The organism is Jiella avicenniae, assembly GCF_021390325.1.
Taxonomy (GTDB): domain Bacteria; phylum Pseudomonadota; class Alphaproteobacteria; order Rhizobiales; family Rhizobiaceae; genus Jiella; species Jiella avicenniae.
In genome coordinates, this window is record NZ_JAJUWU010000006.1 from 49,761 (window position 1) to 74,152 (window position 24,392).

The 24,392-nt window shown below is 68.0% G+C and carries 20 protein-coding genes and 1 tRNA gene; 12 read left to right on the forward strand and 9 right to left on the reverse strand.

Annotated features, from left to right (window positions below; translation table 11 throughout):
• The first annotated feature begins 457 nt into the window (after window positions 1-457).
• Window positions 458-1,318 carry an aldo/keto reductase gene (locus LZD57_RS07115; protein WP_233718867.1) on the forward strand — a complete coding sequence of 287 codons (861 nt, stop codon included), beginning with the start codon at window positions 458-460 and terminating at the stop codon, window positions 1,316-1,318.
• Window positions 1,319-1,836: 518 nt separating this feature from the next.
• Here LZD57_RS07115 and LZD57_RS07120 read toward each other — a convergent pair.
• Window positions 1,837-1,913, reverse strand: a tRNA-Arg gene (locus LZD57_RS07120).
• A 310-nt stretch (window positions 1,914-2,223) separates the two neighbouring features.
• Between LZD57_RS07120 and LZD57_RS07125 the strand changes: the two genes are divergently transcribed.
• The 3 genes from LZD57_RS07125 to LZD57_RS07135 all read left to right on the forward strand — a co-directional run bounded on the left by LZD57_RS07125 (window position 2,224) and on the right by LZD57_RS07135 (window position 6,350).
• The gene (locus LZD57_RS07125; RefSeq protein ID WP_233718869.1) at window positions 2,224-3,186 is read left to right on the forward strand and encodes a TAXI family TRAP transporter solute-binding subunit; all 963 of its coding nucleotides are present in this window, start codon (window positions 2,224-2,226) and stop codon (window positions 3,184-3,186) included.
• Window positions 3,187-3,343: 157 nt separating this feature from the next.
• Complete coding sequence (locus LZD57_RS07130; protein ID WP_233718870.1) at window positions 3,344-5,140, forward strand: TRAP transporter permease; 1,797 nt, start codon at window positions 3,344-3,346, stop codon at window positions 5,138-5,140.
• Window positions 5,141-5,228: 88 nt separating this feature from the next.
• Window positions 5,229-6,350 (forward strand): anhydro-N-acetylmuramic acid kinase, encoded by a 1,122-nt coding sequence (locus tag LZD57_RS07135; RefSeq protein ID WP_233718872.1) that lies wholly within the window; start codon window positions 5,229-5,231, stop codon window positions 6,348-6,350.
• A gap of 101 nt (window positions 6,351-6,451) precedes the next feature.
• Here the strand turns inward: LZD57_RS07135 and LZD57_RS07140 are convergent, their stop codons facing one another.
• Window positions 6,452-6,985, reverse strand: coding sequence for an outer membrane protein assembly factor BamE (locus LZD57_RS07140; RefSeq protein WP_420844769.1), 534 nt, complete (start codon window positions 6,983-6,985; stop codon window positions 6,452-6,454).
• A 119-nt stretch (window positions 6,986-7,104) separates the two neighbouring features.
• On the opposite strand from LZD57_RS07140, the gene LZD57_RS07145 reads away from it, so the two are divergent.
• The 7 genes from LZD57_RS07145 to LZD57_RS07175 all read left to right on the forward strand — a co-directional run bounded on the left by LZD57_RS07145 (window position 7,105) and on the right by LZD57_RS07175 (window position 14,232).
• Window positions 7,105-7,623, forward strand: a complete 519-nt coding sequence (locus tag LZD57_RS07145; RefSeq protein ID WP_233718874.1) for a ubiquinol-cytochrome C chaperone family protein — start codon at window positions 7,105-7,107, stop codon at window positions 7,621-7,623.
• 17 nt (window positions 7,624-7,640) lie between these two features.
• Window positions 7,641-8,219, forward strand: coding sequence for a DUF177 domain-containing protein (locus tag LZD57_RS07150; RefSeq protein ID WP_233718875.1), 579 nt, complete (start codon window positions 7,641-7,643; stop codon window positions 8,217-8,219).
• A 93-nt stretch (window positions 8,220-8,312) separates the two neighbouring features.
• Window positions 8,313-9,386 (forward strand): phosphate acyltransferase PlsX, encoded by a 1,074-nt coding sequence (gene plsX, locus LZD57_RS07155; RefSeq protein WP_255699824.1) that lies wholly within the window; start codon window positions 8,313-8,315, stop codon window positions 9,384-9,386.
• A complete protein-coding gene (locus tag LZD57_RS07160) occupies window positions 9,383-10,360 on the forward strand; it encodes a beta-ketoacyl-ACP synthase III (RefSeq protein WP_233718877.1) in 978 nt (325 codons plus the stop codon). Before plsX ends, LZD57_RS07160 begins: the two co-directional genes overlap by 4 nt.
• Before the next feature lie 106 nt (window positions 10,361-10,466).
• Window positions 10,467-10,814: an integration host factor subunit alpha gene (locus LZD57_RS07165; protein WP_233718879.1), complete on the forward strand. Its 348-nt coding sequence runs from the start codon at window positions 10,467-10,469 to the stop codon at window positions 10,812-10,814.
• 35 nt (window positions 10,815-10,849) lie between these two features.
• On the forward strand, window positions 10,850-11,443 hold the full coding sequence (locus LZD57_RS07170) for a MerR family transcriptional regulator (protein WP_233718880.1): 594 nt from the start codon (window positions 10,850-10,852) through the stop codon (window positions 11,441-11,443).
• A gap of 398 nt (window positions 11,444-11,841) precedes the next feature.
• Window positions 11,842-14,232 carry a bifunctional diguanylate cyclase/phosphodiesterase gene (locus LZD57_RS07175; protein ID WP_233718882.1) on the forward strand — a complete coding sequence of 797 codons (2,391 nt, stop codon included), beginning with the start codon at window positions 11,842-11,844 and terminating at the stop codon, window positions 14,230-14,232.
• Window positions 14,233-14,329: 97 nt separating this feature from the next.
• On the opposite strand, the gene LZD57_RS07180 is transcribed toward LZD57_RS07175, so the two are convergent.
• The 6 genes from LZD57_RS07180 to gltX all read right to left on the reverse strand — a co-directional run bounded on the left by LZD57_RS07180 (window position 14,330) and on the right by gltX (window position 21,056).
• Window positions 14,330-15,403, reverse strand: a complete 1,074-nt coding sequence (locus LZD57_RS07180) for an energy transducer TonB family protein (protein ID WP_233718884.1) — start codon at window positions 15,401-15,403, stop codon at window positions 14,330-14,332.
• A 6-nt stretch (window positions 15,404-15,409) separates the two neighbouring features.
• Window positions 15,410-15,889 carry a TonB system transport protein ExbD gene (gene exbD, locus LZD57_RS07185; RefSeq protein ID WP_233718885.1) on the reverse strand — a complete coding sequence of 160 codons (480 nt, stop codon included), beginning with the start codon at window positions 15,887-15,889 and terminating at the stop codon, window positions 15,410-15,412.
• A 5-nt stretch (window positions 15,890-15,894) separates the two neighbouring features.
• Window positions 15,895-16,638 (reverse strand): tonB-system energizer ExbB, encoded by a 744-nt coding sequence (exbB, locus tag LZD57_RS07190; RefSeq protein ID WP_233718886.1) that lies wholly within the window; start codon window positions 16,636-16,638, stop codon window positions 15,895-15,897.
• An 818-nt stretch (window positions 16,639-17,456) separates the two neighbouring features.
• Window positions 17,457-18,077 carry a glutathione S-transferase family protein gene (locus LZD57_RS07195; RefSeq protein ID WP_233718887.1) on the reverse strand — a complete coding sequence of 207 codons (621 nt, stop codon included), beginning with the start codon at window positions 18,075-18,077 and terminating at the stop codon, window positions 17,457-17,459.
• Window positions 18,078-18,197: 120 nt separating this feature from the next.
• Window positions 18,198-19,490: a citrate synthase gene (gene gltA, locus LZD57_RS07200; RefSeq protein WP_233718889.1), complete on the reverse strand. Its 1,293-nt coding sequence runs from the start codon at window positions 19,488-19,490 to the stop codon at window positions 18,198-18,200.
• Window positions 19,491-19,631: 141 nt separating this feature from the next.
• Complete coding sequence (gltX, locus tag LZD57_RS07205; RefSeq protein WP_233718890.1) at window positions 19,632-21,056, reverse strand: glutamate--tRNA ligase; 1,425 nt, start codon at window positions 21,054-21,056, stop codon at window positions 19,632-19,634.
• Between the two features lie 111 nt (window positions 21,057-21,167).
• Here gltX and LZD57_RS07210 point away from each other — a divergent pair, with 111 nt between their 5' ends.
• The gene (locus LZD57_RS07210; protein WP_233718892.1) at window positions 21,168-23,540 is read left to right on the forward strand and encodes a ComEC/Rec2 family competence protein; all 2,373 of its coding nucleotides are present in this window, start codon (window positions 21,168-21,170) and stop codon (window positions 23,538-23,540) included.
• Window positions 23,541-23,554: 14 nt separating this feature from the next.
• On the opposite strand, the gene lexA is transcribed toward LZD57_RS07210, so the two are convergent.
• Window positions 23,555-24,316: a transcriptional repressor LexA gene (gene lexA / locus LZD57_RS07215; protein WP_233718894.1), complete on the reverse strand. Its 762-nt coding sequence runs from the start codon at window positions 24,314-24,316 to the stop codon at window positions 23,555-23,557.
• Between the last annotated feature and the right edge of the window lie 76 nt (window positions 24,317-24,392).

The following is a 24,392-nucleotide window of genomic DNA, read 5'->3' on the forward strand; positions in this document are numbered from 1 at the left end:
CCCGGCATTTCCCGGTCGTCGAGACGGATCGATCCGTTGCTCGCTATCTCGCCCGGAGGGACCAGCCCCATGACTGCCGGTGCGGTGACGTTGTTGCTCGAACCGCTTTGCCGAGCAACGCGGGCGTTTTTCCGGATTGATCTGTCAACCGTCGTTTCGGAGCCGTTGGTATCGGCCGAAGCGACGGCCGCAGTCCTGCACTGGTCTGTCGGTCGGAGCGCGAACGCCATGTCCGATCATTCATGTGCTGCACTCATGAGTGCAAGCGATCGGACGCCGATAATCACCGCGGTGTCGGCGACCTACATTCGAGGCGAAGAAAGCCGGAGAGGGCGCCGACGAGATTTGGATGCGGCGGCGTCGGGGCGGGGTCGTTCCCGTCAACTGCCCGCGGCAGTCGCGCCCCATCCGATATGACGAGCGGCTCTCCGGAGCCATGGACGAAAGGAACGACGACATGATCCTGCAAGAAACCTTTGTTCTGCCGAACGGCGTTGAGATCCCCAAGCTCGGCCTCGGCACCTGGATGATCGACGACGACAAGGTGGGTCAGGCCGTCAAGGACGCCGTGAAGCTGGGCTACCGGCACATCGATACCGCGCAGGCCTATGCGAACGAACGCGGCGTCGGTGAAGGGATCCGCAGCTGCGGCGTTGCCCGCGACGAGCTTTTCGTCACCACCAAGCTCGACGCCGGCATCAAGACCTATGACGGCGCGAAACGGGCGATCGACGGCTCGCTGCAGACCCTCGGGCTCGATCAGATCGACCTGATGATCATCCACAGCCCGCAGCCCTGGCAGAATTTCGGCGACGAGGACCGCTTCTTCGAGGGCAATCGCCAGGCCTGGCGCGCCTTGGAAGAGGCTTACGAAGCGGGCAAGCTGCGTGCCATCGGCGTCTCCAACTTCCAGAAGGCCGATCTCGACAATCTCCTCGACGCCGCCTCGGTGAAGCCGATGCTCGATCAGGTCCTCGCTCATGTCGGCAACACGCCGTTCGACCTGATCGACTATGCCAAGAGCAAGGGCCTGCTGGTCGAGGCCTATTCGCCGGTCGCGCACGGCAAGATCCTCAACAATGGCGACGTCGCCGAGCTGGCGGAGAAGTACGGCGTCAGCATTCCGCAATTGTGCATCCGCTACTGCCTTCAGCTCGGCCTGCTGCCGCTGCCGAAGACGGCCAATCCGGACCACATGCGCGACAATGCCGACGTGGACTTCGAGATCTCCGACGCCGACATGGCGACCCTGAAAGGGATCGAGCACGTCGACTATGGCGACGCGGGCGCCTTCCCGGTCTTCGCCGGCAAGATCTGATCGCCGGCACGAATGCCGACCGTCCCGCGCCGCTGGGACGGTCGAGCCCGCATCGCCGTTCGGTGCGAGCGACGTGACTCGAGACGAGAGAAGACGGCCTCGACCACGCCGCCTGTCGTTTGCGTCGGACGCCCGACCCCGTCGCGGATCGGCAGACCGCCGCCCGGCCCGCGATGGCCACGAGGAGGCGAACTCTTGCTTTCGGTTCTCCCCGGTTTCGTGGACACGATCCGACTTTCGACGGATCTGGTGCGAAAGCCGCGAGCGGGAGCTTCTCGGTCTGCCGAGTTTCAGGAGGAGATGGCAGCGCTGGAGCGTCTGCCTTTCACTCTCGCGCGATTATACCCGGCGACGCTTCTAGATCTCGGGATTTCGACCCGTCCCGAAGATCGGCAGGTCGTCCTGAAACCGGTGTTTTCGGGCAAGCGCCCCATCACCGGAGCGCGGATCGTAGGACCGTGAAAACACCCAACACGTCCAAAGTGTTAGACATTGGTTCGCTGGGACAAAGCATGAAATGGCGCGCCCGAAAGGATTCGAACCTCTGACCCCCAGATTCGTAGTCTGGTGCTCTATCCAGCTGAGCTACGGGCGCCCTTGAAGCGAGAAACGAGCCGAACGGCTTTCCTCGTTGGCGGGCTAGGTAGCCGCTCGCGGCGCCGATTGCAAGCACCCTTTCGTCATCGATCTGCAATCTTTCTCGTCGGCGCCCGAAGCGGACCTCTCGGGGTCCGGGTGCCGGCCCGATGTCCTCTCAGAGGCGCTGCGGCGTGGGCGGTCGGTGCACAGACCCGGAACGCGAAGGATTGACATGGTCCTCCTCGCCGCCGAGACAGGTGACGCTGAGAAAAACGACGCCGGGCCGATCGAACGAGCGCCGGACCGTGCCCAAAGGGAGGAAATTGATGAACAAGGCCATGATCACCGCGCTGGCGGGCGTCTTCGCCATCGTCGCCGGGGCGGCGTCCGGCGCCGATGCCGAGGAACGCATCGCCTACAAGTCGGCCAAGAGCGGCACGTCCTACTACCAGATGGGCGTCGAGCTCGCCAATGCGGTGAAGGCCGGGACGGACGGCGCCGCGATCCTCACCGTCGAGGAAAGCCAGGGCTCGGTGCAGAACGTCATGGAAGCGGCGGCCCGGCCGGGCAACTACGTCTTCACCGCGCCGCCCGGGCTGGTCTCCTCGGCCGCGGCCGGAACCGGGCCCTTCGAAAAGCGGCCGAATCCGCGCTTTGCCGAGATCCGGGCGCTGTTTCCGATCCCGTCGCTGACCATGCATTTCGTCGTCGCCGGCGGCGGCGATGCCAAGACCCTCGCCGATCTCGAGGGAAAGACCATCCTCCTCGGCAAGGGCAGCTTCGGGGCGACGGAGGGCGAGAAATATCTCGATCTCTTCGGCCTGAAGGACGCGGTGACCGTCGCCGACGCCGAACTCGGCAACGCCGCCGACGCCCTGAAGAACGGCCAGATCGACGGCTTCGTCACAGCCGGCTCGTTCCCGGCGCCGAACGTCATCGAGGCGGCGGCAGGCGGGTCGATCGCGCTCCTTTCCCTCGACGACGGTCAGGTGGAAAAGACCGGCCGCAGCCGCCAGGTGATTCCCGCCGGCACCTATGCCGGGGTCGACGCCGATACGGTGACGACCTCGCTGCCGGTCTTCGCCTTTTCCACGACGGCGATGAGCGATGACACCGCCTATCTCCTCACCAAGACCTTCTGGGAGGAAAAGGCCGAGCTGTCCGGCGAATCGCGCTGGTGGAAGGCCGTCGATCCCGCTCTTCTCGGCGAGGGCGAGGTGAAGCTCCATCCCGGCGCCCTGCGCTATTACGAGGAAGCCGGCGTGAAGGTCCCCGACGCCCTGAAGTGACGTCGTGAGCGGCGGGGCGAAACGTTCCGCCGCAAGACGCCGAGGCCGGCCGAAGGGGAGGGGACGACCTCCTCTTTCCCACCGTTCGGCAGCCGGCCCCGACATCGCGCTGCGGTCGAGCCGCCCGCTGCCGACCCTTTCCTTCCCGGACGATCCCATGAGCCTTTCGACCACAGCAGCCGCGGCGCCGGCGCGCCGGCCGCTCCTCTGGCAGGGCCTCGGGCTCGTCTCCATCGGCTTTCATCTCGCGCTGGTCTTTTCCGGCCTCGTTCCGGCGCTCTTCGCGCGGCCGCTGCACATGGCGCTGGCGCTGCCCTGGCTGTTCGTCTTCGCTTGCCGGTCGCGGCTCCAGGCGCTGACGGGCTGGGTGTTTCTCCTCGTCGGCGAGTTCGGCTGCCTCTACGTCGCGCTCGATGCCGACGCCCTGTCGGATCAGTACGGCTATCTCGACACGCCGTTCCAGATCGCCGTCGCGGTTTCGCTGATCGTCGTCGCGCTGGAGGCGGCGCGCCGGGCGATCGGCTGGCCGCTGCCGCTCGTCGCCGCCCTCTGCCTCGCCTACGGGCTGTTCGGCCAATACGTGCCCGGCGAATACGGCCATCCCGGCTTTCCGCTCGAAAGCTTCCTCGGCACGATGACGATCACCGAGGGCGGGCTCTGGGGCTCGCTGACGGGGGTCTCTGTCGGCATCGTCGCGATCTTCGTCATTTTAGGCGCCGTTCTGAATGCCGGCGAGGCCGGACAGGGTTTCATGAACCTCGCCGCGGCGGCAGCCGGCCGACTGAGAGGCGGGGCCGGCAAGGTCTCGGTGCTGTCCTCTGCGATGTTCGGCTCGATCTCGGGCTCGGCCTCGGCCAACGTCGCCTCGACCGGCGCGGTGACCATCCCGGCGATGAAGCGTCTCGGCTATCCGAAGGCGCTGGCGGGGGCGGTGGAAGCGGTCGCCTCGTCGGGCGGGCAGATCATGCCGCCGCTGATGGGGGCCGGCGCCTTCGTCATGGTGGAACTCACCGGCACGCCCTACGGCGACATCATCGTCGCGGCGCTGCCGGCGGCGATCCTCTACTTCCTGACGGTGTGGATCGGCATCGACCTCTTCGCCCGGCGCTACGATCTCGCCTCCATCGCCGAGGCGGACCGGCCGAAGCCGCGCCTCGTCCTGATCACCACGCTGTTCTTTCTCGTCCCTTTCAGCGTCCTTCTCTATGCGATGTTCGTCGCGGCGCTGACGCCGCAATATGCCGCCTGCCTCGCCATCCTTGCGGCGGCGCTGCTCCTGTTCTTCGATGCCGCCTTCAGCTTTTCGGTTCGGCGCTTCGTCGATCGCGCCGGCACGGCGGCGTTGGAGGCCGGGCGCCAGATCGCGGTGATCGCCGCCATCATCATCTGCGCTTCGATCGTCGTCGGCGTTCTCGGCATGACCGGGCTCGGGGTGAAAGTCACCTCGGCGATCCTGGCGCTCGCCGGCGAATCGCTCGTGCCGGCGCTGCTCCTGACCGCGCTCGCCTGCATCCTGCTCGGCATGGAGGTGCCGACGACGGCCGCCTACGTCATCTGCGTGACGGTCGCCGGGCCGGCGCTGCAACGCCTCGGCATCGAGCCGCTGCTCGCCCATCTCTTCGTCTTCTGGTTCGCGCTTTTGTCGACGATCACGCCGCCGGTCTGCGGGGCGGTGTTCATCGCCGCCGGCATGGCCGGCGAGAACTGGCTGAAGGTCGCCGGCTCGGCGATGCGGCTCGGCGTCGGTCTCTACGTCATCCCGCTGGCGATGATCTTCAATCCGGCGATCATCCACCTCGCCGACCGCCCGGCCGCGGCCGGCGCGGCCTTCGTTCAGATCGCCGTCGGCCTGTGGCTGCTGTCCTACGGCCTGGTCTCGACCGCCGGGCCGGCGAAGCGTGTCGTTCTCGGCGGCCTCGGCCTGACGGTTTGCCTGCTGCCGTCGCCGCTTTAAGCTCGGGGATGGTATCAAGGGAACGGAAAGTTCGCGTTCGACCGCGCCGGGCTCGCCCCGCGCGAAGGCCCGTTGTGAAGGAAAGCCAATGACGACCGACAGCCGATGGGCCATCGGCCTGATGACCGGAACGGTGCTCGACGGCCACATCGACGTCGCCGCGATCCGCACCGACGGCGAGACGATCGAAGAGTTCGGGCCCTATGAGCTCGTCGCCTACGAGGCGGCCGTCACGCCGCTGATCGAGGCGGCGGTGAAGGACGCGCTCGACTGGCAGTTCGAGGGCGACGAGCCGGCGAGTTTCGCGGCCGCCGAAAGGCGCCTGAGCGAGGCGCAGGCCGAAGCGGTCGCCGGCTTCTGCGAGCGCCACGGGCTATCCCGCCGCGACGTCGCGGCCGTCGGCTTCCACGGCCAGACGGTCCTGCACCGCCCGCCCGAGCCGGGCGTTCCGGGCCGCACGCGCCAGCTCGGCGACGGGGCGCTGATGGCGCGGATGCTCGGGATCACCGTCGTCCACGACTTCCGCTCGGCGGACGTTGCGGCCGGCGGGCAGGGGGCACCGCTCTCGCCGATCTATCACCGGGCGATGCTGGAGCGGATCGGGGCCGGGACCGAGACGGCGATCCTCAATCTCGGCGGCGTCGCCAATCTCACTTATTGCGACGGCGAGACGCTGATCGCCTTCGACACCGGGCCGGCCAACGCGCCGATCAACGACTGGATCAAGGCCCATGGGGCCGGCGCGATGGACCGGGACGGGCGGCTGGCTTTCGCCGGCACGGTCGACGAGGTCCGGCTGGCGCGGCTGCTCGACCATCCCTGGCTGGCGAGGCCCTATCCGAAGTCGCTCGATCGCTTCAGCTTCAAGATGGCGATGGCCGAGGGGCTGTCGCTAGAGGACGGGGCCGCGACCCTGACGGCGTTCACCGCCGGGGCGGTCGGCCGGGCGCTCGACCTCCTGCCGTCGCGGCCCGAGCGGCTGGTCGTCTGTGGCGGCGGCCGGCACAATCCCGCGATCATGGCGGCGATCGAAGCGCGCGCCGGCGCCGCCGTGGTCGATGCCGACGCCGTCGGCCTGAGGGGCGATGCCGTCGAGGCCGAGTGTTTCGCCCATCTGGCGATGCGCCGGCTCGCCGATCTGCCGATCAGCTTTCCGCTGACGACGGGCGTGCCGCGGCCGATGACCGGCGGTGTCGTCAATCGTTCTTGAAGAGCCGGAATCGGCGCGGCAGGGCAGAGGGGGGTGAGGCCGCAGGGCGGCTAACGATCAGGAAAGGGGGAGGCCCCCACCCGGTGACGACCCCCTGCCGATCAGAACAGGCTCGTGGGCCCGCCGTTGTCCGACACGGTGTCGCTGAGGACCTGGCCGAGGAAGTTCGCGTCCTTACCGCCGGTGGGCGTGGTGCGGGAGATGAAGTCGAAGACCCTGCCGTCCTTCAGGCCGTAGTCGGCGATGCGCTCGACGCGGCTGTCCTTGTCGAAATAGACGGCGAGGATGCGCTGATCGACGAGCCGGGGCTGCAGGAAGGCGACGGGCCGCACGCGCTTCTGCGAGATGTAGTAGAACACCTCGTTGTCGAAGGTCGCCTTGGTGGAGGGCGAGCCGAGGGCGAGCAGCACCTGTTCCTTGGACGAGCCGGGCGGCACGAGCTCGAGCGACTTCGGATCGACGATGTAGCCCTGATTGAGGACTTCCTGGGTCGTGCAGGCCGACAGGGTCGAAACGGAAAGCACCGCCGCCCCGAGGGCGAAAGCCAGCGTCAGGCGAGTCTTCTTGGGCACGCTTTGTCTTCTCCCGGTCCAGCCGAACGATCGTTTCCTTGAATGCCCGTCTTCCGCGGCCATATCGAGGCGGCAGCCGCGCCACACGCCTTCGAGGCGTTGGTAATCCACCTCGCGCGCCGTTGCAATCGCGCCGAAGCTGTGGCACCGCCTCGGCCCGGGCGACCAACTGCGGATCGACAATGTTTCATCGTTGGAGGATCGCACGCCGCAATCGCGCGATCGTCGAGGATTTGTATCAGAGCCTGGTGGCAGAGACCCGCCAGCCGAAGCTCTACGAGCACTGCGGCATCGCCGATACGTTTTCGGGGCGGTTCGAGGCGCTGGCGATCCACGTCTTCCTGTTCCTGCGCCGTTGCCGCGGCGAGGCGCGGCTGGAGCCGGTCGCCCAGGAGGTGGTCGACCGCTTCGTCACCGACGTCGACACCTCGATCCGCGAACTCGGGGTCGGCGATCAGTCGGTGCCCAAACGCATGCGCAAGCTGGCGGGTGTCTTCTACGAGCGGGTGCGGGTCTATGACGCGGCCTTCGCCGCCGCGGATCCTGCCGCGGCCCTCGCAGCCGCGCTGAAAGGCCGTGCCGTGGGGGACGATGCCGATGCGGCGGCGGTGCTCGCGACCTACATGCAGGAGACGGCCGATCGGCTGGAAGCGGTTTCGGCCGACGACATCCTGTCGGGCACCCTCAGCTTCGGCGCTTGAATTTCGGAGATTGAATCATGGACGGGGACCAGACGTCGCCGCTTCGTCTGTCGCTGCAGGTCGCGTCCCTTTCGCGGGACGGCGGGCAAATCGCCTATGCGGCGAGCGAGATCGAGTGCGCGAAGGCCGCCGAGGCGCTGGGCATCGACAGCGTCGCTTCCATCCGCGCCGACCTCGTGGCTCGGCCCTTCCGCAAGGACGGCGCGCGCGTTTCCGGACGGCTGCGTGCCGTCGTCGTCCAGAAGAGCGTCGTGTCGCTGGAGCCGGTGGAGCAGACGATCGACGAGGAGTTCGAGGCCACCTACGTCAGGGGCGGCCGCCGCACGGTCGATCCGTCGATCGACGCGGCCGGCGAGATCTTCGTCGATCCCGAGGCCGACGATCCGCCGGAGACCTTTTCGGGCGATCGGATCGATCTCGGCGAGCGCCTGTTCGAAACGCTGACGCTGGCGCTCGATCCCTATCCCCGCCGCCCAGGGGAAGGTTATGGCGGGCAGACCGCCGAAGAGGCGCCGGACGAAGACGAGGACACCGTGGTCTCGCCCTTCGCGGCGCTGGCGAAATTCACGCCGAGCAGGGGCGATGGCGAGGATTGAGGCCACATGGCCGGTTGTAAGTGGGCGCGAATTCGATATTTTCGCGCCGCGCCGGCAGGCTCTGGGGCGCCGGCGAAAAGAAGCGAGAACGCGTTGACCTCAACATCCGGCATTACGATTTCGCTCGACGCCATGGGTGGCGATCACGGGCCAGAGGTGGTGGTGGCGGGCGCGGCCCTGGCGCTCGAACGCCGGCCGGACACGCGCTTCATCCTCTATGGCGAACAGGCGGCGGTCGAGCCGGTGCTGGAGCGCTTCCCCCAGCTCCGCGCGGCCTCGACCTTCCACCACTGCGATTTTTCCGTCCGCATGGACGACAAGCCGTCCCAGGCGCTGCGGCAGGGCCGCTACAAGTCGTCGATGTGGCGAACGATCGATGCCGTGAAGACCGGCGAGGCCGACGTCGCCGTCTCGGCCGGCAACACCGGCGCTCTGATGGCGATGGCGAAGTTCTGCCTGCGCACCATGGCCAATATCGAGCGGCCGGCGATCGCGGCGATCTGGCCCACCCTCAAGGGCGAGAGCATCGTCCTCGACGTCGGCGCGACGATCGGAGCCGACGCCCAGCAGCTCATCGACTTCTCGATGATGGGCGGTGCCATGGCGCGGACGCTGTTCGGCCTCGAGCGCCCGACCGTCGGCCTCCTCAACATCGGCGTCGAGGAGGTGAAGGGCCAGGACGAGATCCGCGAGGCGGGCCGGCTCCTGAAGGAGACGCCGCTGCCGGGCATCGACTATCACGGCTTCGTCGAGGGCGACGATCTCGGCCAGGGCACCGTGGACGTCGTCGTCACCGAAGGCTTCACCGGCAACATCGCTCTGAAGACAGCCGAGGGCACCGCCCGGCAGATCGCCGCCTATCTTCGCGCCGCCATGTCGCGGACATGGCTCGCCCGCGCCGGTTACGTCCTGGCCAAGAGCGCCTTCGACCGGCTGCGCGACAAGATGGACCCGCGCAAGGTCAATGGCGGCGTCTTCCTCGGGCTCAACGGCATCGTCATCAAGAGCCACGGCGGCGCCGACGCCGAGGGAATTGCCGCGGCTCTCGACCTCGCCCACACCATGGCGCGCACGGGGCTTCGCGAAAAGATCGAGGCCGACCTCGCCAGCTATCATCGCCGCATTTCCGAGGAGGCGGCGAGCGTTTCCGAAAGCATCGTTCCATGAGTGAGAAAATCGTCTCCGTCGTGCGCGGCACCGGCTCGGCGCTGCCGACGCGAATCATGCGCAACCAGGATTTCGCCGGCGTCGTCGAGACCTCGGACGAGTGGATCCGGCAGCGCACCGGCATCGAGCAGCGCCACATCGCCGGCGAGGGCGAGACGACCGTCTCGCTCGCCGAGGCGGCCGCGCGCCGGGCGCTGGAGGCCGCGAACCTTGCCGCGACCGACATCGATCTCATCATTCTGGCGACGGCGACGCCGGACAACACCTTCCCGGCTTCCGCCGTCCACGTGCAGAACCGGCTCGGGATCTCGTCGGGCTTCGCCTTCGACGTCCATGCGGTGTGCAGCGGCTTTCTCTACGCGCTGACGACCGCCGACATGTATCTGAAGTGCGGTCAGGCGAGGCGCGCCCTCGTCATCGGTGCCGAGACCTTCTCGCGCATCCTCGACTGGGAAGACCGCTCGACCTGCGTGCTCTTCGGCGACGGTGCCGGCGCCGTGGTTCTGGAGGGTGTGCCGGAGGGAGAGCCGTCGGGCCGGGGCATCATCGTCGCCAAGTTGCGCTCGGACGGCTCCCACAAGGAAAAGCTCTATGTCGACGGCGGGCCCTCGACGACCGGCACCGTGGGGCATCTGCGCATGCAGGGCCGCGAGGTGTTCAAGCACGCGGTCGGCATGATCACCGACGTGATCGAGGCCTGTTTCGAGGCGGCCGACGTCGGCCCGGCCGACATCGACTGGTTCGTCCCGCATCAGGCGAACCGCCGGATCATCGACGCATCGGCGAAGAAACTCGGCATCGACATCGACAAGGTGGTCGTCACCGTCGACCGTCACGGCAACACCTCGGCCGCGTCGATCCCGCTCGCCATCGACGCCGCCGTCAGGGACGGCCGCATCAAGCCCGGCGATCTCGTGCTCCTGGAGGCGATGGGCGGTGGTTTCACCTGGGGGGCGGTGCTCGTCCGCTGGTAGATAGCGCTTGATTCATATGGCGGTTTCAGTAGAGTAACGAAAAAGTAAGCGGTAAATCGGGGCCATTCGGCCGCGAGGCTCTTCACCAGAAGACCAGGGGACGAGGATGGGGGACAGGACACTCACCAGGGCCGATCTCGCCGAAGCGGTCTTCCGGAAAATCGGCTTGTCCCGAACCGAGTCCGCGCAACTCGTCGAGATGGTGCTCGAGGAGATCTGCTCGACGATCGCCAAGGGCGAGTCGGTGAAGGTTTCATCCTTCGGCTCGTTTCTCGTGCGCGACAAGAACGAACGCGTCGGCCGCAATCCGAAGACCGGCGAGGAAGTGCCGATCTCGCCGCGCCGCGTCGCCGTCTTCAAGCCGTCCAACGTCCTCAAGGACCGCATCCTCGAAGCCCACAGCAAGCGTGCGGAGTCCGGCACCGGGCTGGAGCTCATGCGCGCCGCCGAATGAGCGCGAAGAAGGTCTGAAGTTCCGGTGCTGGGTTGATGTCCGACAAGGGTGAGGACGCGTTTCGGACGATCTCCGAAGTCGCAGAAGAACTCGATTTGCCGCAGCACGTGCTGCGCTTCTGGGAATCGCGTTTCGCTCAGATCCGGCCGCTCAAACGCGGCGGGGGGCGGCGCTATTATCGGCCGGACGACGTCGAGCTTTTGCGCGGCATCCGTTACCTGCTTTACGTCAAGGGTTTCACCATCAAGGGCGTCCAGCGGCTGCTCAAGGAAAACGGCAGCCGCTTCGTCATGGCGATCGGCTCCGGCGATCTCGCCGGGCTCGACGATCTCGCCGCATCGACGGGGCAGGACGGACCGGACATGCCTGCCGAAGCGCCGCCGGCCGAGGTCGACGATCTCGATCTCATCCATCCCGAACCGGAGACGGTGGCGGCGGTCGGGCCGGCCGTCCAGGCGGAGGATGCGAGACCGGCCGCCCGGCCGCGGCCACGCGCCCTCGGCGGCTTCCTGCGGCGTGATCGCGACGGCGGCGAGGAACAGCGCCTGCCGCGCGACAGCATCGAAACCCTCGATCAGGTGCTGCTCGATCTCCTCGAATGCAAGCGGCTGCTCGATCAGGTGCGATGACACCGGCTGCTCGGCATCGGCCTCATGGGTCGAACGGTGCCGTCCGTCCTTTCCGCCGTATCGCGGACCTGCTTCGACACGAGCGTCGAAAGCCGTGGATCGCCGCCCGGCCGTCGGGCGGGGGCCGCCCGCCGGACAGGCTCCTTGCGAGACGCGCGATCCCGGCGTGAGCCGCGCCGAGGGGTCCGAGCGTCGCAAGCATCCGTCGACAGGCGCGGCGACCTCCCAGTTCCGCGTCGGCGATGCGTATGCCAGGCCCACGACACGACACGACACGGCGCGACCGACCGGGGCCTTCCTGCAGGGGTTATCGCGCGCGCCCATTCCGGGAAAATGAAGCCCCCCGCATAACAGGCACTTAATCTCTAACGCTTAATGTTGCCTCGCTGGAGGTGACGATGCGGCCGATAATCACTTGTCTGACGACGGGCCACGAAACGTGGCTGCTGCTGCTGTCCGCGCTGGTCTGCTCGATCGGCGTCTACGGCGCGTTCTCGGTCGCACGTCACGCCGGGCGTGCCTTGGGCAAGACCCGCATGCGGTTGGCGATCACCGGCCTCGTGGCGGCCGGCTGCACGGCCTGGGCGACGCATATGATCGCCCTCCTGGCCTTCCGGCCAGGAATGCCGGCCGGATTCGAGCCGATTTTGAGCGGCCTGTCGCTCGTTCTGGGCACCCTCGGTATCTCCGCCGGCATGCTGATCGCGATTGGCCGCCAATCGAGACTGCGCCGTCTCACGGGCGGTTTCGTTCTCGGACTGGGCGTCGTCGGTCTGCACTATGTCGGCCAGACCGCCTATGTCGTCAGGGGGCACGTCAGTTGGGATGCCGGCCTCGTCGCATTCTCGATCCTCGCCTCGCTTCCGCTGTTCAGCCTCTCCCTGATGTGTGCCGGCGAACGGAACCGGAAAATACGCCCGGCAGCCGCCCCGCTGCTGATCCTGGCGATCGCGGCTCTCCACATTTGCGGGATGGCCGCCCTCCAGCTCTCCTACGACCCGCGCGTCACCCTCCCGCCGAGGACGCTGGAACCGGAGTTCATCGCGCCGCTCGTGGCGGCTATGAGCATCGGACTGTTCGGCGTCGCGCTCTTCGCCTTGAGCCTCACCCTGCGGGCGAAGGCGAAACTGCGGGAAGATCGGCTGCGGCTCGGCGAACTCGCCAATCTCGCGCTCGAGGGGCTGGCGATTTGCGAAAACGGCATTGCACTTTCCGTCAACGAAGGGCTGGCGCGACTGGCGGGCCGAAGGCGTCAGGATCTCGAGGGCAGGAATTTCACGGACATCCTGCCCGGTGTGGCGCTGGAAGATATTCCCGAGGGCGAGGAGATCGACGGCGTCCTCGCAGCGCCCGGCGGCCAGTCCGTGCCCGTTCGGGTGTTGCGCCGCGAATTCGTCCTCGGCCGGCAGACGCAGACGGTCGTTGCCTTCCGCGACCAGCGCGAACGGTTGCGCAGCGAAGCGAAGATCAGGAGGCTCGCCTTTACGGATACGCTGACCGGACTCGCCAACCGGGAGCGCTTTCACGGTGTCCTCGAAGACCGCGTCGCCCGTCATCGGGCTACGCAGGCGCACTTTGCGCTCCTGTTGTTCGATCTCGACGGGTTCAAGGCGGTGAACGACAGCCTCGGCCATTCAGGCGGCGACGAGGTTCTGAAAGTCGTCGCCGAGAGGCTCTCGAACTGCCTCGACGAGGGCTGGGAGTCGGCGCGGCTGAGCGGCGACGAATTCGCCGTGCTCTTGCCCGATTGCGCCGACCCGCTGCGGGCGACCGCCATCGCCGAACGAGCCATCCGGGCCATCGAGGAACCGATCCTCCTGCGCGATCAGGTGACGCACATCTCGGCCAGCGCCGGCGTCAAACTGTCCGATGGGAACTCATCCGTCGAGCAGTTGCTGCGAAACGCGGATCTGGCGCTTTACGCCGCGAAGGCGAGCGGTCGCGGCCGCGCACGCCTCTTCACCCATGATCTCAGACGGGCGGCGAACGACCGGGCCACCACCGCGATGGAGTTGCAGGACGCCTTCGAGGACGGAGATCTGGAGCTGTACTACCAGCCCCAGGTCAAGCTCCGGGATGGCTCCCTCGTCGGCGCCGAGGCGTTGATCCGCTGGAACTATCCCTATCGCGGCGTCTTGAGCCCCGCGGCCTTCCTGCCCGTTCTCGAAGCCGGGCCCATGGCCATTCCGGTCGGAAACTGGATCCTGTCCACGGCGTGCGGCCAGGCTGCGCGGTGGCGGGCTGCGGGCCTGAGCGATTTCCGGATCGGCGTCAACCTGTTCGCCGCGCAGTTGCGATCCCCGAATTTCGTCGAGACGGTAAAGGAGACGCTCGCCCAATGCGGCCTGCCGCCCGAAGCTCTGGAGCTCGAGGTGACGGAGAACATCATCCTGCGCAACGAGGGTGCCACCATCTCGCATCTCGACAAGCTGCGGTCGATGGGGGTCGGCATCGCCTTCGACGATTTCGGGACGGGATACGCCTCGCTGACGATGCTGAAGGAAATCGCCATCACCCGCCTCAAGGTCGATCGTTCCTTCGTGCGCGAAATCGAGTGGAGCCGCAAGGACCAGGCGATCGTCGATGCCATTGCGAGGATGGCGAAGGGCTGCGATCTCACGGTCATCGCCGAAGGCATCGAGACGGAGGAGCAGGCCGACCTGATGCGAGACTATGCGGCCGAAGGGCAAGGCTACCTCTATGGCAGACCGATGACCGCCAGTGCCTTCGAGGAGCAGTACGCGCTGAAGCTGCTGGCCCACGACGCTCCCAAGGCAATCGCCGGGTAGACGCGCCTCTGGGGGGGGGGGGGGGGCGTGCCCGCCGTTTCGCCCGTCGGCCTTCTGCCGGTCCGACGGCCCGTCGCCCGGGGAAGTTCGACCGCCCTCAGCGGATCCGCACCGGAACGGTCAGCGAGACCCGGTTGCCCGATGGCGGGGCGGGGAAGGGGCTCGCCCGCCGCACCAGTTGCACCGCCAGGCCGTCGAGGGTCGAATTGCCGCTCGATCCGGCGACGCGAACGCTCGTCACGCGGCCGTTGCCGTCCATCGCAAAGGCGATCCGCGTCGTTCCCGAACCACGGCCCGAGAAGCTGCGGCTGTAGCGATTCAGCCGGGCCTGCACCTGCGATTGCCAGCGCGCCAGCGCCGCGCGCGAAACGCTGGCGCCCTGCGAGGCCTGCCGGCGGCTCTGGCCGCGCGAGGCGACCGAGGGTTGCGCGGAGCGCCGCTGGCGGGCCTGCTCGCGCTTCGGCGCCGGCTTCTTGGCTTCGGCCCGGCGAGGCGCCGTCCGTTTCGTCTCCCTGGGCTTTTCCCGCAAGGCCTCGCGCACCGGCGGCGGCGTCGGCCGGGCGGTCGGCAGCGGAACGTTCAGCGGAAGTGCGGCCGTGTCCGGCTCCGGCTCCGCCGGCTCCTCGACCTCCGGCGAAGGCTCGGGAAGCGGCACCGCATCGGCCGGGGGAGGGACGGTTTCCTCCACCTCGGGCACGGGCTCCGGCTGGGGCTCCGGCGGTGCCACCGCCTCCTCAGGCTGAACCGCTTGCGGTTCCTCGACGGGCGGCTGCACCGGCTCCGGCGGTTGGACGGGCTCGGGCTCGGGCAATTCCGGCTCGGGTGGCTGAACCGGCTCCGGCTCGGGCTCCGGAGGTGCGGCGGTTTCCGGCGCTTCGGCTTCCGGCTCCGAAGGTGCCGGGTCCGGCGTCTCGACGGTTTCCGGCGCCGGAGCGGCATCCTCGACGGACTGCGAATCCTGCGATTCGGCAGGCGGCGCGAGGTCGATCAGCACGGCCTCCTGGGCACCCTGCGGTGGTGCCTCGGGCACGGTGTTCATCAGTGCGTAGGCTGCCCCACCGTGGGCGACGAGCACCGCGAGGCCGGCGATCAGCCAGCGTTCGCCGCTCCGCCGGCGGCTATGGCCGGCGAACGGGTTCGCAGTCGATGGTTCCTTCGTGCGGCGCGCCATGTCGGCCTACTGCTCGGTTCCGCTCGGTGCGGGTCGGGCGGCGGGACCGGCGGCGGCCGCCTCCGACCGCGCCGGATCCTCGAGGCCCACGAGACCGATCTTGAGGTAGCCGGCGCTTCTCAGCGCGTTCATCACCTCCATGATGTCGGAATAGGGGACGGAGCCGTCGGCGCGCAGGAAGATGCGCTCGTCGCGGTTTCGTTCCGTCAACGCGTCGAGACGGCTTGCGAGTTGCTCGCGCGCCACCTCGGCTTCGCCGAGGCTCAGCGACAGGTCTTCCTGGATGGTCAGATAGACCGGCTCGTCCGGCCGCTCCTGCGGCGGCGCGTTCGAGGTCGGCAGGTCGACCGGCACGTCGACCGTCGAGAGCGGTGCGGCCACCATGAAGATGATCAAAAGAACCAGCATCACGTCGATGAAGGGCGTGACGTTGATCTCGGAGACCTCGCCGCCGTCGTCGTCTTCGCCACCGAGTTTCACGGCCATCGCGTCTACTCCGCAGCCTCTGCGAGCGGCATGGCGCCGCGGCGCGACGCTTCCTGCCGCTCGAGATCGCGCGACAGATGCTGCATCACCAGCGCCGAGGCGTCCGACAGGATCGCCCGGTAGCCGGCGATCGCGCGGGCGAAGACGTTGTAGACGACCACCGCCGGGATCGCGGCGACGAGGCCGATGGCGGTGGCGAGCAGCGCTTCGGCGATGCCGGGCGCGACGACGGCGAGATTGGTGGTGTTCGCCTCGCTGATGCCGATGAAGGAATTCATGATGCCCCAGACCGTGCCGAACAGCCCGACGAAGGGGGCGATCGAGCCGACCGTGGCGAGGATACCGGTGCCGCGGTTGAGCGAGCGGGCCGCGTTCGCCTCGATCCGGCCGAGGGCCATGGCGACGCGCTCCTTGACGCCTTCGGCCGAAAGTTTTCCGGAACGCCGCCACTCTTGGGCGGCAGCGCGGGCGAGGGTGCCGACGGGGCCGCGCCAGCGCGCGGCGTTTCTCTCGTCGCCGATCGCAGCCTGCAGCGACTCTGCCCCGGCCAGGCGCTTGACGCCCGAACGTGCCCGCCACTTGGCGCCGGACACCTCGAAGCCCTTGACCAGGAGGATCGTCCAGGTCGCCAGCGAGGCGAGCGCGAGCGCGACCATCACGCCCTTCACCACCCAGTCGGCGGCGAGGAACATGCCGAGCGGGGAGAGGTCGTGCGGCAGTTTGGTGTCCCGCGGCTCCTCGAAAAGCACCGGCTCGCCTTCCGTCGAAGCGGCGCCGTCTGCAACCGCTTCCTCGCCCGAAGCCGGTGTGGCCTCCGGCCGGGCGACAGCATCTGCGGACGATGCGTCCCCGGCCGGAGCGGCCGTTCCTGTGGACGCGGCGCTGCCTGCGGAGGGGGCGGCATCATCGGCCGGGGGCGCTCCTGCGGGACGATCGTCCGCTGCAGCCGGAGCCGCCGGGCTGGCTCCGGTTGGCGCTGCGTCTGCAGGCGCCGGGCTCTGCGAGGGCGTCGCCTGCGGGGCACGCGCCTCCGAACCATTCGAATCGCCCGGGATCACGCGCCCCTGCGTCTGCGACGGGGCTTCGCCGCCAGGCGGGGGAGATGCCGGCTCCTGTGCCGCGGCCAGGCCGATGGGGGCCGCCAGGGACAGGGCAAGAAAAAGCCTCGCCGCTGGCCGCAGGAGATTGGCTGAACTGAAACGCATGTGGACCGACCGTCCCTGGATGTTGGCGAACACGGACCACCAGCGTTCCATCGCGCCGATCGTCCTCGTCCCTCAGGCCTCCTTTATGGAAACATGACGACACGCGTCAACTTATGTCGGCTGATTCGGGGTCACAAAGTCGCCGGTCCGGCAAGAAATCGGCGCCGAGCTGCTTCGGTAGGGCCAGTGACTGAGAAGTAGTTTTGAGTAATTCCAATCGGGCGCGCGAATCGGCGAATGCCGCCGTCCACCGGATTCGGCTCTCGTCGCGGCCGATCCCGGGCCATCTGCAACGCGCCCGGCTCGACCGATCGCGTCTTGAGCGGGCTGACTGTCGCAAACCCCCTCCAAACGCCGCAATCTCAGGTCAGCGGCGTCATCACGCCCTTGCGATAGGCCGGCCGCTGCTTCAGTCGCTCGTACCATGCGGAGAGGTTCGGAAGCTCCGGGCGGATGATCGGCATCTCGAACCAGCCATAGGCGACGCTGCCGAGGGGGATGTCGCCGAAGCCGAACGCGTCGCCGGACAGGAACGGCGCCTTGCCGAGTTCGGCCTCGGGAATGGCGAGGAGCTTTCCGCAGGCTTCGAGGCCGCTGGCAAGGGCCGCCTCGTCGCGGGTCTCCGGCGTCATCCGCACGACGTTCCAGAAGACGTCGCGGAACGGGCCGCCGAGCGTCGTCGAGGTCCAGTCCATCCATTTGTCGGCGGACGCCCAGGCCGCGGCATCGGCGGGCGCGAAGGGCGGCTGGCCATAGGCGCGCGCGAGATAGCGGACGATGGCATTCGATTCCCACAGCGTCAGATCGCCGTCCTGCAGCGTCGGAACGCGGCCGTTGGGATTGAGAGCCTCGTATTCGGCCGTATCGACGACGCCGAAGGTGCCGCCCGCCTCGACCCGCTCATAGGCGAGCCCGAGTTCCTCGGCGCACCAGAGCACCTTGCGGACGTTGGAGGAGTTGTTCCGGCCCCAGATCTTCATCATCTGCGCGTCTTTCTTCGCCGATCGCACCGATCGGACCGCCACTCGAACGATCGGGCCCCGCTGGTCGGCGAGGCCCGTCATCATGCGATCGCAAGATAGGTGCGCCGGCGGGAAAGGCGATCAGTCGCGCTCTTCGGGCGAGACGTAGTCGCGCATCGGCGCGCCGGTGTAGAGCTGGCGCGGCCGGCCGATCCGCTGATGCGGATCCTCGATCATCTCCTTCCACTGGGCGATCCAGCCGACGGTGCGCGCCACGGCGAAGAGCACCGTGAACATCGTCGTCGGGAAGCCCAGCGCCTTCAGCGTGATGCCGGAGTAGAAGTCGACGTTCGGATAGAGCTTCTTCTCGACGAAGTATTCGTCCGTCAGGGCGATGCGTTCGAGCTCCATTGCCACCTCGAGCAGCGGATCGTCCTTGATGCCGAGTTCGTCGAGCACCTCGTGGCAGGTCTGCTGCATGATCTTGGCGCGCGGATCGTAGTTCTTGTAGACCCGGTGGCCGAAGCCCATCAGGCGGAACGGATCGTTCTTGTCCTTGGCTCTCGCGATGAATTCGGGGATGCGGTCCTTCGAGCCGATCTCCATCAGCATGTTGAGCGCCGCTTCGTTGGCGCCGCCATGGGCGGGGCCCCAGAGGCAGGCGATGCCGGCGGCGACGCAGGCGAACGGGTTGGCGCCCGAGGAGCCGGCGAGCCGCACCGTCGAGGTCGAGGCGTTCTGCTCGTGGTCCGCATGCAGAATGAAGATCCTGTCCATCGCCCGGGCGAGAACCGGATTGATCCGGTAGGGCTCGCAGGGGACGGCGAAGCACATGTGCAGGAAGTTCTCCGCGTAGGACAGGTCGTTGCGCGGATAAACGAAGGGCTGGCCGATGTGGTACTTGTAGGCCATCGCCGCGATCGTCGGCATCTTGGCGACCATGCGCAGGCTCGCCACCATCCGCTGATGCGGATCGGCGATGTCGGTCGAATCGTGATAGAAGGCCGAGAGCGCACCGACCGAGCCGCACATCACGGCCATCGGATGGGCGTCGCGCCGGAAGCCGGTGAAGAAGCGGCTCATCTGCTCGTGGATCATCGTGTGCCGCGTCACGCGGTAGACGAAGTCGTCCTTCTCCCGCTGGGTCGGCAGTTCGCCGTAGAGCAGCAGATAGCAGGTCTCGAGATAGTCGCCGCGCTCGGCCAGCTGGTCGATCGGATAGCCGCGATGGAGCAGGATCCCCTCGTCGCCGTCGATGTAGGTGATCTTGGATTCGCAGGACGCCGTCGAGGAAAACCCGGGATCGTAGGTAAACACGCCGCCCTGCTTGTACAGGGTGGTGACGTCGATCACGTCCGGACCGAGGGTGCCGCTACGCATCGCCAGACCGGCTTCCGTCGATCCGAAATTGAGTTTCGCCGACTGTTCTGTCATGCGTAGTCCTTTCATGAATCGCGACCACGAATGCGTTTTTCGCAGCGCACACGTTTCAGCCACGTCCTGCCTACTCCAAAGGCTGGAGTACGACAAGTTATGCGCCGAAGCTTGGTGCGGCGCAATATGAGGGGCGGCCGGTCAGCCGGCCTGATCCTTCAGCCGGGCAAGACTTTCGTCCCGCCCGAGAACGGCGAGAACATCGAAGACGCCGGGCGACGTCGTGCGTCCGGTGAGCGCCGCACGAAGCGGTTGCGCCGCCTTGCCGAGCTTGATTCCGGCGTGCTCCGCATAGTCGCGGACGATCGTCTCCAGGGTCTCCGCGCTCCACGACCCGGCTGCCTCGAAAAGCGGCAGGAGATCGGCGACGACCTTGCGGCCACCGTCCGCGAGGATCGTCTCGGCCTTTTCTTCGAGCGAAAGCGGGCGCTCCGCGAAGAGAAAGGCGGCGCCGTCGGCGAGTTCGATCAGCGTCTTGGCCCGCTCCTTCAGCCCCGGCATCGCCTCGGCCAGCTTGGCTCGGGTGGTTTCCTCGTCGGCGCTCCGAAGGATCGAGCCGTTCGGCAGGACGTCGCGGCTTTCCATCAGCATGTCGACGAGGTCGCCGTCGCTGCTCGCCCGGATCCAGTGGCCGTTGATCGCCTCGAGCTTCTTGAAGTCGAAGCGCGCCGCGCCCTTGTTGATCTGCGGCAGATCGAACCATGCGACCATCTGCTCGGGCGAGATGATCTCGTCGTCGCCATGGGCCCAGCCGAGCTTGACCAGATAGTTGCGCAGCGCCACCGGCAGGTAGCCCATCTCGCGATAGGCCTCGACGCCGAGCGCGCCGTGGCGCTTCGACAGCTTCGCCCCGTCCGGCCCGTGAATCAGCGGAATGTGCGCCATCACCGGCACGTCCCAGCCCATCGCCCGGTAGATCAGCGTCTGGCGGCCGGCATTCGTCAGGTGGTCGTCGCCGCGGATGATGTGGGTGACGCCCATGTCGTGATCGTCGACGACGACGGCGAGCATGTAGGTCGGTGAGCCGTCCGAGCGCAGAAGGACGAGATCGTCGAGGTCCTTGTTGGCGAAGCGCACGTCGCCCTGCACCTCGTCGCGGACGATCGTCTCGCCCTCGAGCGGCGCGCGCAGACGCACGACGGAGGGGACGCCCTCGGGCGCCTCGGCGGGATCGCGATCGCGCCACAGCCGCGTCGCGACGGATGGCGGCTGCTTCTCGGCGCGCGCCTTCTCCCGCAGCGCTTCGAGCTCGGCCTGGGTGGTGTAGCAGCGGTAGGCGGAGCCCCGCGCGATCATCTCCTCGACCACTTCGCGGTGGCGGGGGGACCGCTCGAACTGCGACACCGGCGGCTCGTCCGCCGAAAGCCCGAGCCAGTCGAGCCCCTCGATGATCGCCCGGACGGCGGCCTCGGTGGAGCGGGCGCGGTCCGTATCCTCGATCCTGAGCAGCATCCTGCCGCCCTTGGCACGGGCATAGAGCCAGTTGAACAGCGCCGTGCGGGCGCCGCCGATGTGGAGGAAACCGGTCGGGGAGGGGGCAAAGCGGGTGACGACGGCGTCCGCCATTGTGGCTCCATTCCTTCAGAAATTCGCGAGGCGCCGCGTCGTGAGCGTCGCTTTCGTGCGCCGGCTGTGTAGCATAGGCGCGTCGAGGTGCAAGAAGAGGCGGAACGGCCGTTGCCGCAGGCGCCATTGAGGCAAGGGCGGCAGCGCCCGGGGGAGGTTGCGGACGCCGCCGGCCGGCTGTTGCGTCTGCTGCGCGGACCGGGCGGGGCGAGCGACGGCGACGAAGCGGGCGACGGCGGCGGCGCGTGGCAGGGCGGGTCGACTTGGCGCGACGCGGTCACGGCATGGTTCGCCCGCCAGTTCGCGGTCGAGGCGGCGCATCGCTCCGGCTTTCATATCCTGCCCGTCGCGCTGATCGCCGGCGCGGCGGCGGTCTTCGCCATCGACTGGCGCCCCAACGTCTGGGCGACGATCGCCGTGGCGGCCCTGTTCGCCGCTCTCGCCCTTCGCGCCGCCGCCCTGCCGGTGCGAAGGGCCATCCTCCTGGCGCTCGTCGGTCTCCTCGCCGGCGTCCTCGTCTCCATCGGCTTTGCGGAACGATCGGAGACGACGATCATATCCGGCACCGCGACGACGCGCATCGCCGGCCGGGTGCTGTCCGTTTCCCGCGACGAGAAGGGCCGAATGCGCTACGTCGTCGCGATCACCGGCACGGTGCGTCCCGTCCTGTCCCGGCCGCCACGGCGCGCGCGGATCCTGGTCGGCGCGAAGCATGCCCCAAAATCGCCCGGCGATCCCTATTACGGCCTGGTGCGGATCGGTCCGCCCTCGGGGCCGGCTGCCCCCGGTCGCCACGATTTCGCCTACCAGCCCTTCTTCGACGGGGTCGGGGCGATCGGCTTTTCCCTCGGACGGCCGGACGACGCCCCGACGGACGGGCTGTCGCCGCCACCGCCAGCTGGCGTCGTCGAGGCTCTTTCCCTCGGCCTCGAACGGCTGCGCGGCACGATGACCGCCCGGATTTCCGAAGCAGCCGGCGGCGGCGAGGCGGGCGCCATCGCCGCCGCACTCGTCACCGGCGAGCGCGCCGGCATCTCCGAGGACGCCGAGACCTGGCTGCGGGGCGTCGGGCTCGCCCACGTCCTGTCGATCTCCGGCCTGCATCTCGCCATCGTCGCCGGCTCCGCATTGCTGGTCGTCCGCTCGGCGCTGGCACTCGTTCCGGGGCTCGCGCTCCGCTATCCGGTGAAGAAGGCGGCGGCCGTCGCGGCTCTCGTCGTCGCCGCCCTCTATCTCCTCTTGTCCGGGGCCAACGTCGCCACCCAGCGCGCCTTCGTCATGCTGGCGGTGATGCTCGTCGCCGTCATCGCCGATCGGCCGGCGCTGACCATCCGCAACGTCTCGCTTGCCGCCCTCATCGTCGTCGTCGTCGCGCCGCACATGGTGACGACGGCGAGTTTCCAGATGAGCTTCGCCGCGACGCTCGCCCTCGTCGCGGGATACCGCGCGTTGGCGCGCTGGCAGGAGAGAAAAGCTCCGTCCGTGCCGCGTCCGCTCGCCATGAGGCTCCTGCGGCTCGCCGGCGGCACCGTCCTCGGCATCGTCGCCAGTTCGATCATCGCCGGGGCGGCGACGGCCCCTTACGCCGCGTACCACTTCCACCGCGTCGCTCCCTTCGGCCTCGTCGCCAACGTCCTCACCCTGCCGCTCTTCACCTTTCTGATCATGCCGCTCGGCCTCGTCGGCTCGCTGCTGATGCCCTTCGGCCTCGACGCGTGGGCGTTCTACCTGATGGGCCGGGGCGTCGACCTCGTGCTCGCCATCTCCGAATGGCTCTACGGCGTCCTGCCGGATCGGAGCACCGGGCCCATCGCGGGTGCGGGCGTCGTCTTCCTCACAGCGGCGCTGTTCGCCGCAGCGCTGTTTGCCAGCCGCCTGCGCCTCGTCGCGTTTCCACTGGCGGTCGTCGGCCTTCTGACCATCCGCGACACGAGCCCGTTGCCGCAGCTCCTCGTCCATGAGGACGGCAAGACCGTCGCGACCTTCGCAGCCGACGGCGCCATCGGCTATCTCCAAGCCCGCCGGAACGGCTTCGTCGCCGACCAGTGGGAGCGCAGCTTCGGGAGCGAACCGCCGCCAGGCGAGGGCGATGCCGCGGCGCCCGCACCCGCGCGGATCGAGCCCCCCTGCGACCGCGATTTTTGCCGCTTTCAGACCCGCGACGGCCTACGTGTCGTCTGGACGAGCGACTACCGGCGGACGGGCGAGGCCTGCGACGGGGGCGACATCGCCATCGTCGCCCGGGCGATCCGTCTGGAGACATGCCGCTCCGGCGCTGCTCTCGTCACCTTGCGGACGCTGCGTCGAACCGGCTCGCTGGCCTTTTCCCGCGATGTGCAGACGGGCCGCGCCGTCCCGCTGAGATCCGTCCCCGCCGATCCGCAACCCTGGAACCGACACCGCCTCGCGCCGTGGCCGGAATACTGGAAGAAGCCGGCCGCACCCGACGAGGAGCCGAACTCGAACTCTGCTTCCGCCCGGTGATCGGGACGGACGTCTCAGTACCGCCTGATCAGCCCGACCAGCCGGCCCTGTACCTTGACCCGGTCGGCGCCGAAGATGCGGGTCTCGTAGGCGGGGTTGGCCGCCTCCAGCGCGATCGTGTCGCCCCGGCGGCGAAAGCGCTTCAGCGTGGCTTCCTCGTCGTCGACGAGAGCCACGACGATGTCGCCCGGCGAGGCGGTGTCGATCCGGCGAATGACCACCGTGTCGCCGTCGAGAATGCCGGCCTCGACCATCGAGTCGCCCTTGACGTCGAGGGCGAAGTGCTCGCCGGAGCCGAGCATTTCCGGCGGCACCTGGATGGAATGGGTGTTGGTCTGGATCGCCGAGATCGGGACGCCGGCGGCGATTCGCCCCATCACCGGCACCGCCACCGCGCGTTCGCCGGAAACGTGATTTTGCCGCGGCGCGGCGACGGCCGCCGGACGGCGCGGAGCGGCCGCCGCGACGGGTCTTTCCTCCGCCTCCGGCCGCATGCCGCCGTCGATGACGCTCGGCGTGAAGCCGGGTTTGGCGGTCCCGGCCGTCCGCGGATTGCGGATCGAATCCGGCAGCTTCAGGACCTCGAGAGCCCGGGCGCGGTTCGGCAACCGGCGGATGAAGCCGCGTTCCTCGAGGGCTGTGATCAGACGGTGGATGCCGGATTTCGACCGCAGATCCAGCGCGTCCTTCATCTCGTCGAAGGAGGGAGGCACCCCGCTCTCCTTCAGCCGTTCATGGATGAACAACAAAAGGTCGTGCTGTTTGCGCGTGAGCATGGGGGACCTCTAAAAACAAAACCTGAACAAACCTATCTGTTCTAGTTGTGTTCCGCAAGTCCCTTTTCGGAGAGCT

Coding starts and splice junctions, on each gene's coding strand:
- LZD57_RS07115 (WP_233718867.1), top strand. CDS start 458: ATGATCCTGCAAGAAACCTTTGTTCTGCCGAACGGCGTTGAGATCCCC.
- LZD57_RS07125 (WP_233718869.1), top strand. CDS start 2,224: ATGAACAAGGCCATGATCACCGCGCTGGCGGGCGTCTTCGCCATCGTC.
- LZD57_RS07130 (WP_233718870.1), top strand. CDS start 3,344: ATGAGCCTTTCGACCACAGCAGCCGCGGCGCCGGCGCGCCGGCCGCTC.
- LZD57_RS07135 (WP_233718872.1), top strand. CDS start 5,229: ATGACGACCGACAGCCGATGGGCCATCGGCCTGATGACCGGAACGGTG.
- LZD57_RS07140 (WP_420844769.1), bottom strand. CDS start 6,985: ATGGCCGCGGAAGACGGGCATTCAAGGAAACGATCGTTCGGCTGGACC.
- LZD57_RS07145 (WP_233718874.1), top strand. CDS start 7,105: ATGTTTCATCGTTGGAGGATCGCACGCCGCAATCGCGCGATCGTCGAG.
- LZD57_RS07150 (WP_233718875.1), top strand. CDS start 7,641: ATGGACGGGGACCAGACGTCGCCGCTTCGTCTGTCGCTGCAGGTCGCG.
- LZD57_RS07160 (WP_233718877.1), top strand. CDS start 9,383: ATGAGTGAGAAAATCGTCTCCGTCGTGCGCGGCACCGGCTCGGCGCTG.
- LZD57_RS07165 (WP_233718879.1), top strand. CDS start 10,467: ATGGGGGACAGGACACTCACCAGGGCCGATCTCGCCGAAGCGGTCTTC.
- LZD57_RS07170 (WP_233718880.1), top strand. CDS start 10,850: ATGTCCGACAAGGGTGAGGACGCGTTTCGGACGATCTCCGAAGTCGCA.
- LZD57_RS07175 (WP_233718882.1), top strand. CDS start 11,842: ATGCGGCCGATAATCACTTGTCTGACGACGGGCCACGAAACGTGGCTG.
- LZD57_RS07180 (WP_233718884.1), bottom strand. CDS start 15,403: ATGGCGCGCCGCACGAAGGAACCATCGACTGCGAACCCGTTCGCCGGC.
- exbD (WP_233718885.1), bottom strand. CDS start 15,889: ATGGCCGTGAAACTCGGTGGCGAAGACGACGACGGCGGCGAGGTCTCC.
- LZD57_RS07195 (WP_233718887.1), bottom strand. CDS start 18,077: ATGATGAAGATCTGGGGCCGGAACAACTCCTCCAACGTCCGCAAGGTG.
- gltA (WP_233718889.1), bottom strand. CDS start 19,490: ATGACAGAACAGTCGGCGAAACTCAATTTCGGATCGACGGAAGCCGGT.
- gltX (WP_233718890.1), bottom strand. CDS start 21,056: ATGGCGGACGCCGTCGTCACCCGCTTTGCCCCCTCCCCGACCGGTTTC.
- lexA (WP_233718894.1), bottom strand. CDS start 24,316: ATGCTCACGCGCAAACAGCACGACCTTTTGTTGTTCATCCATGAACGG.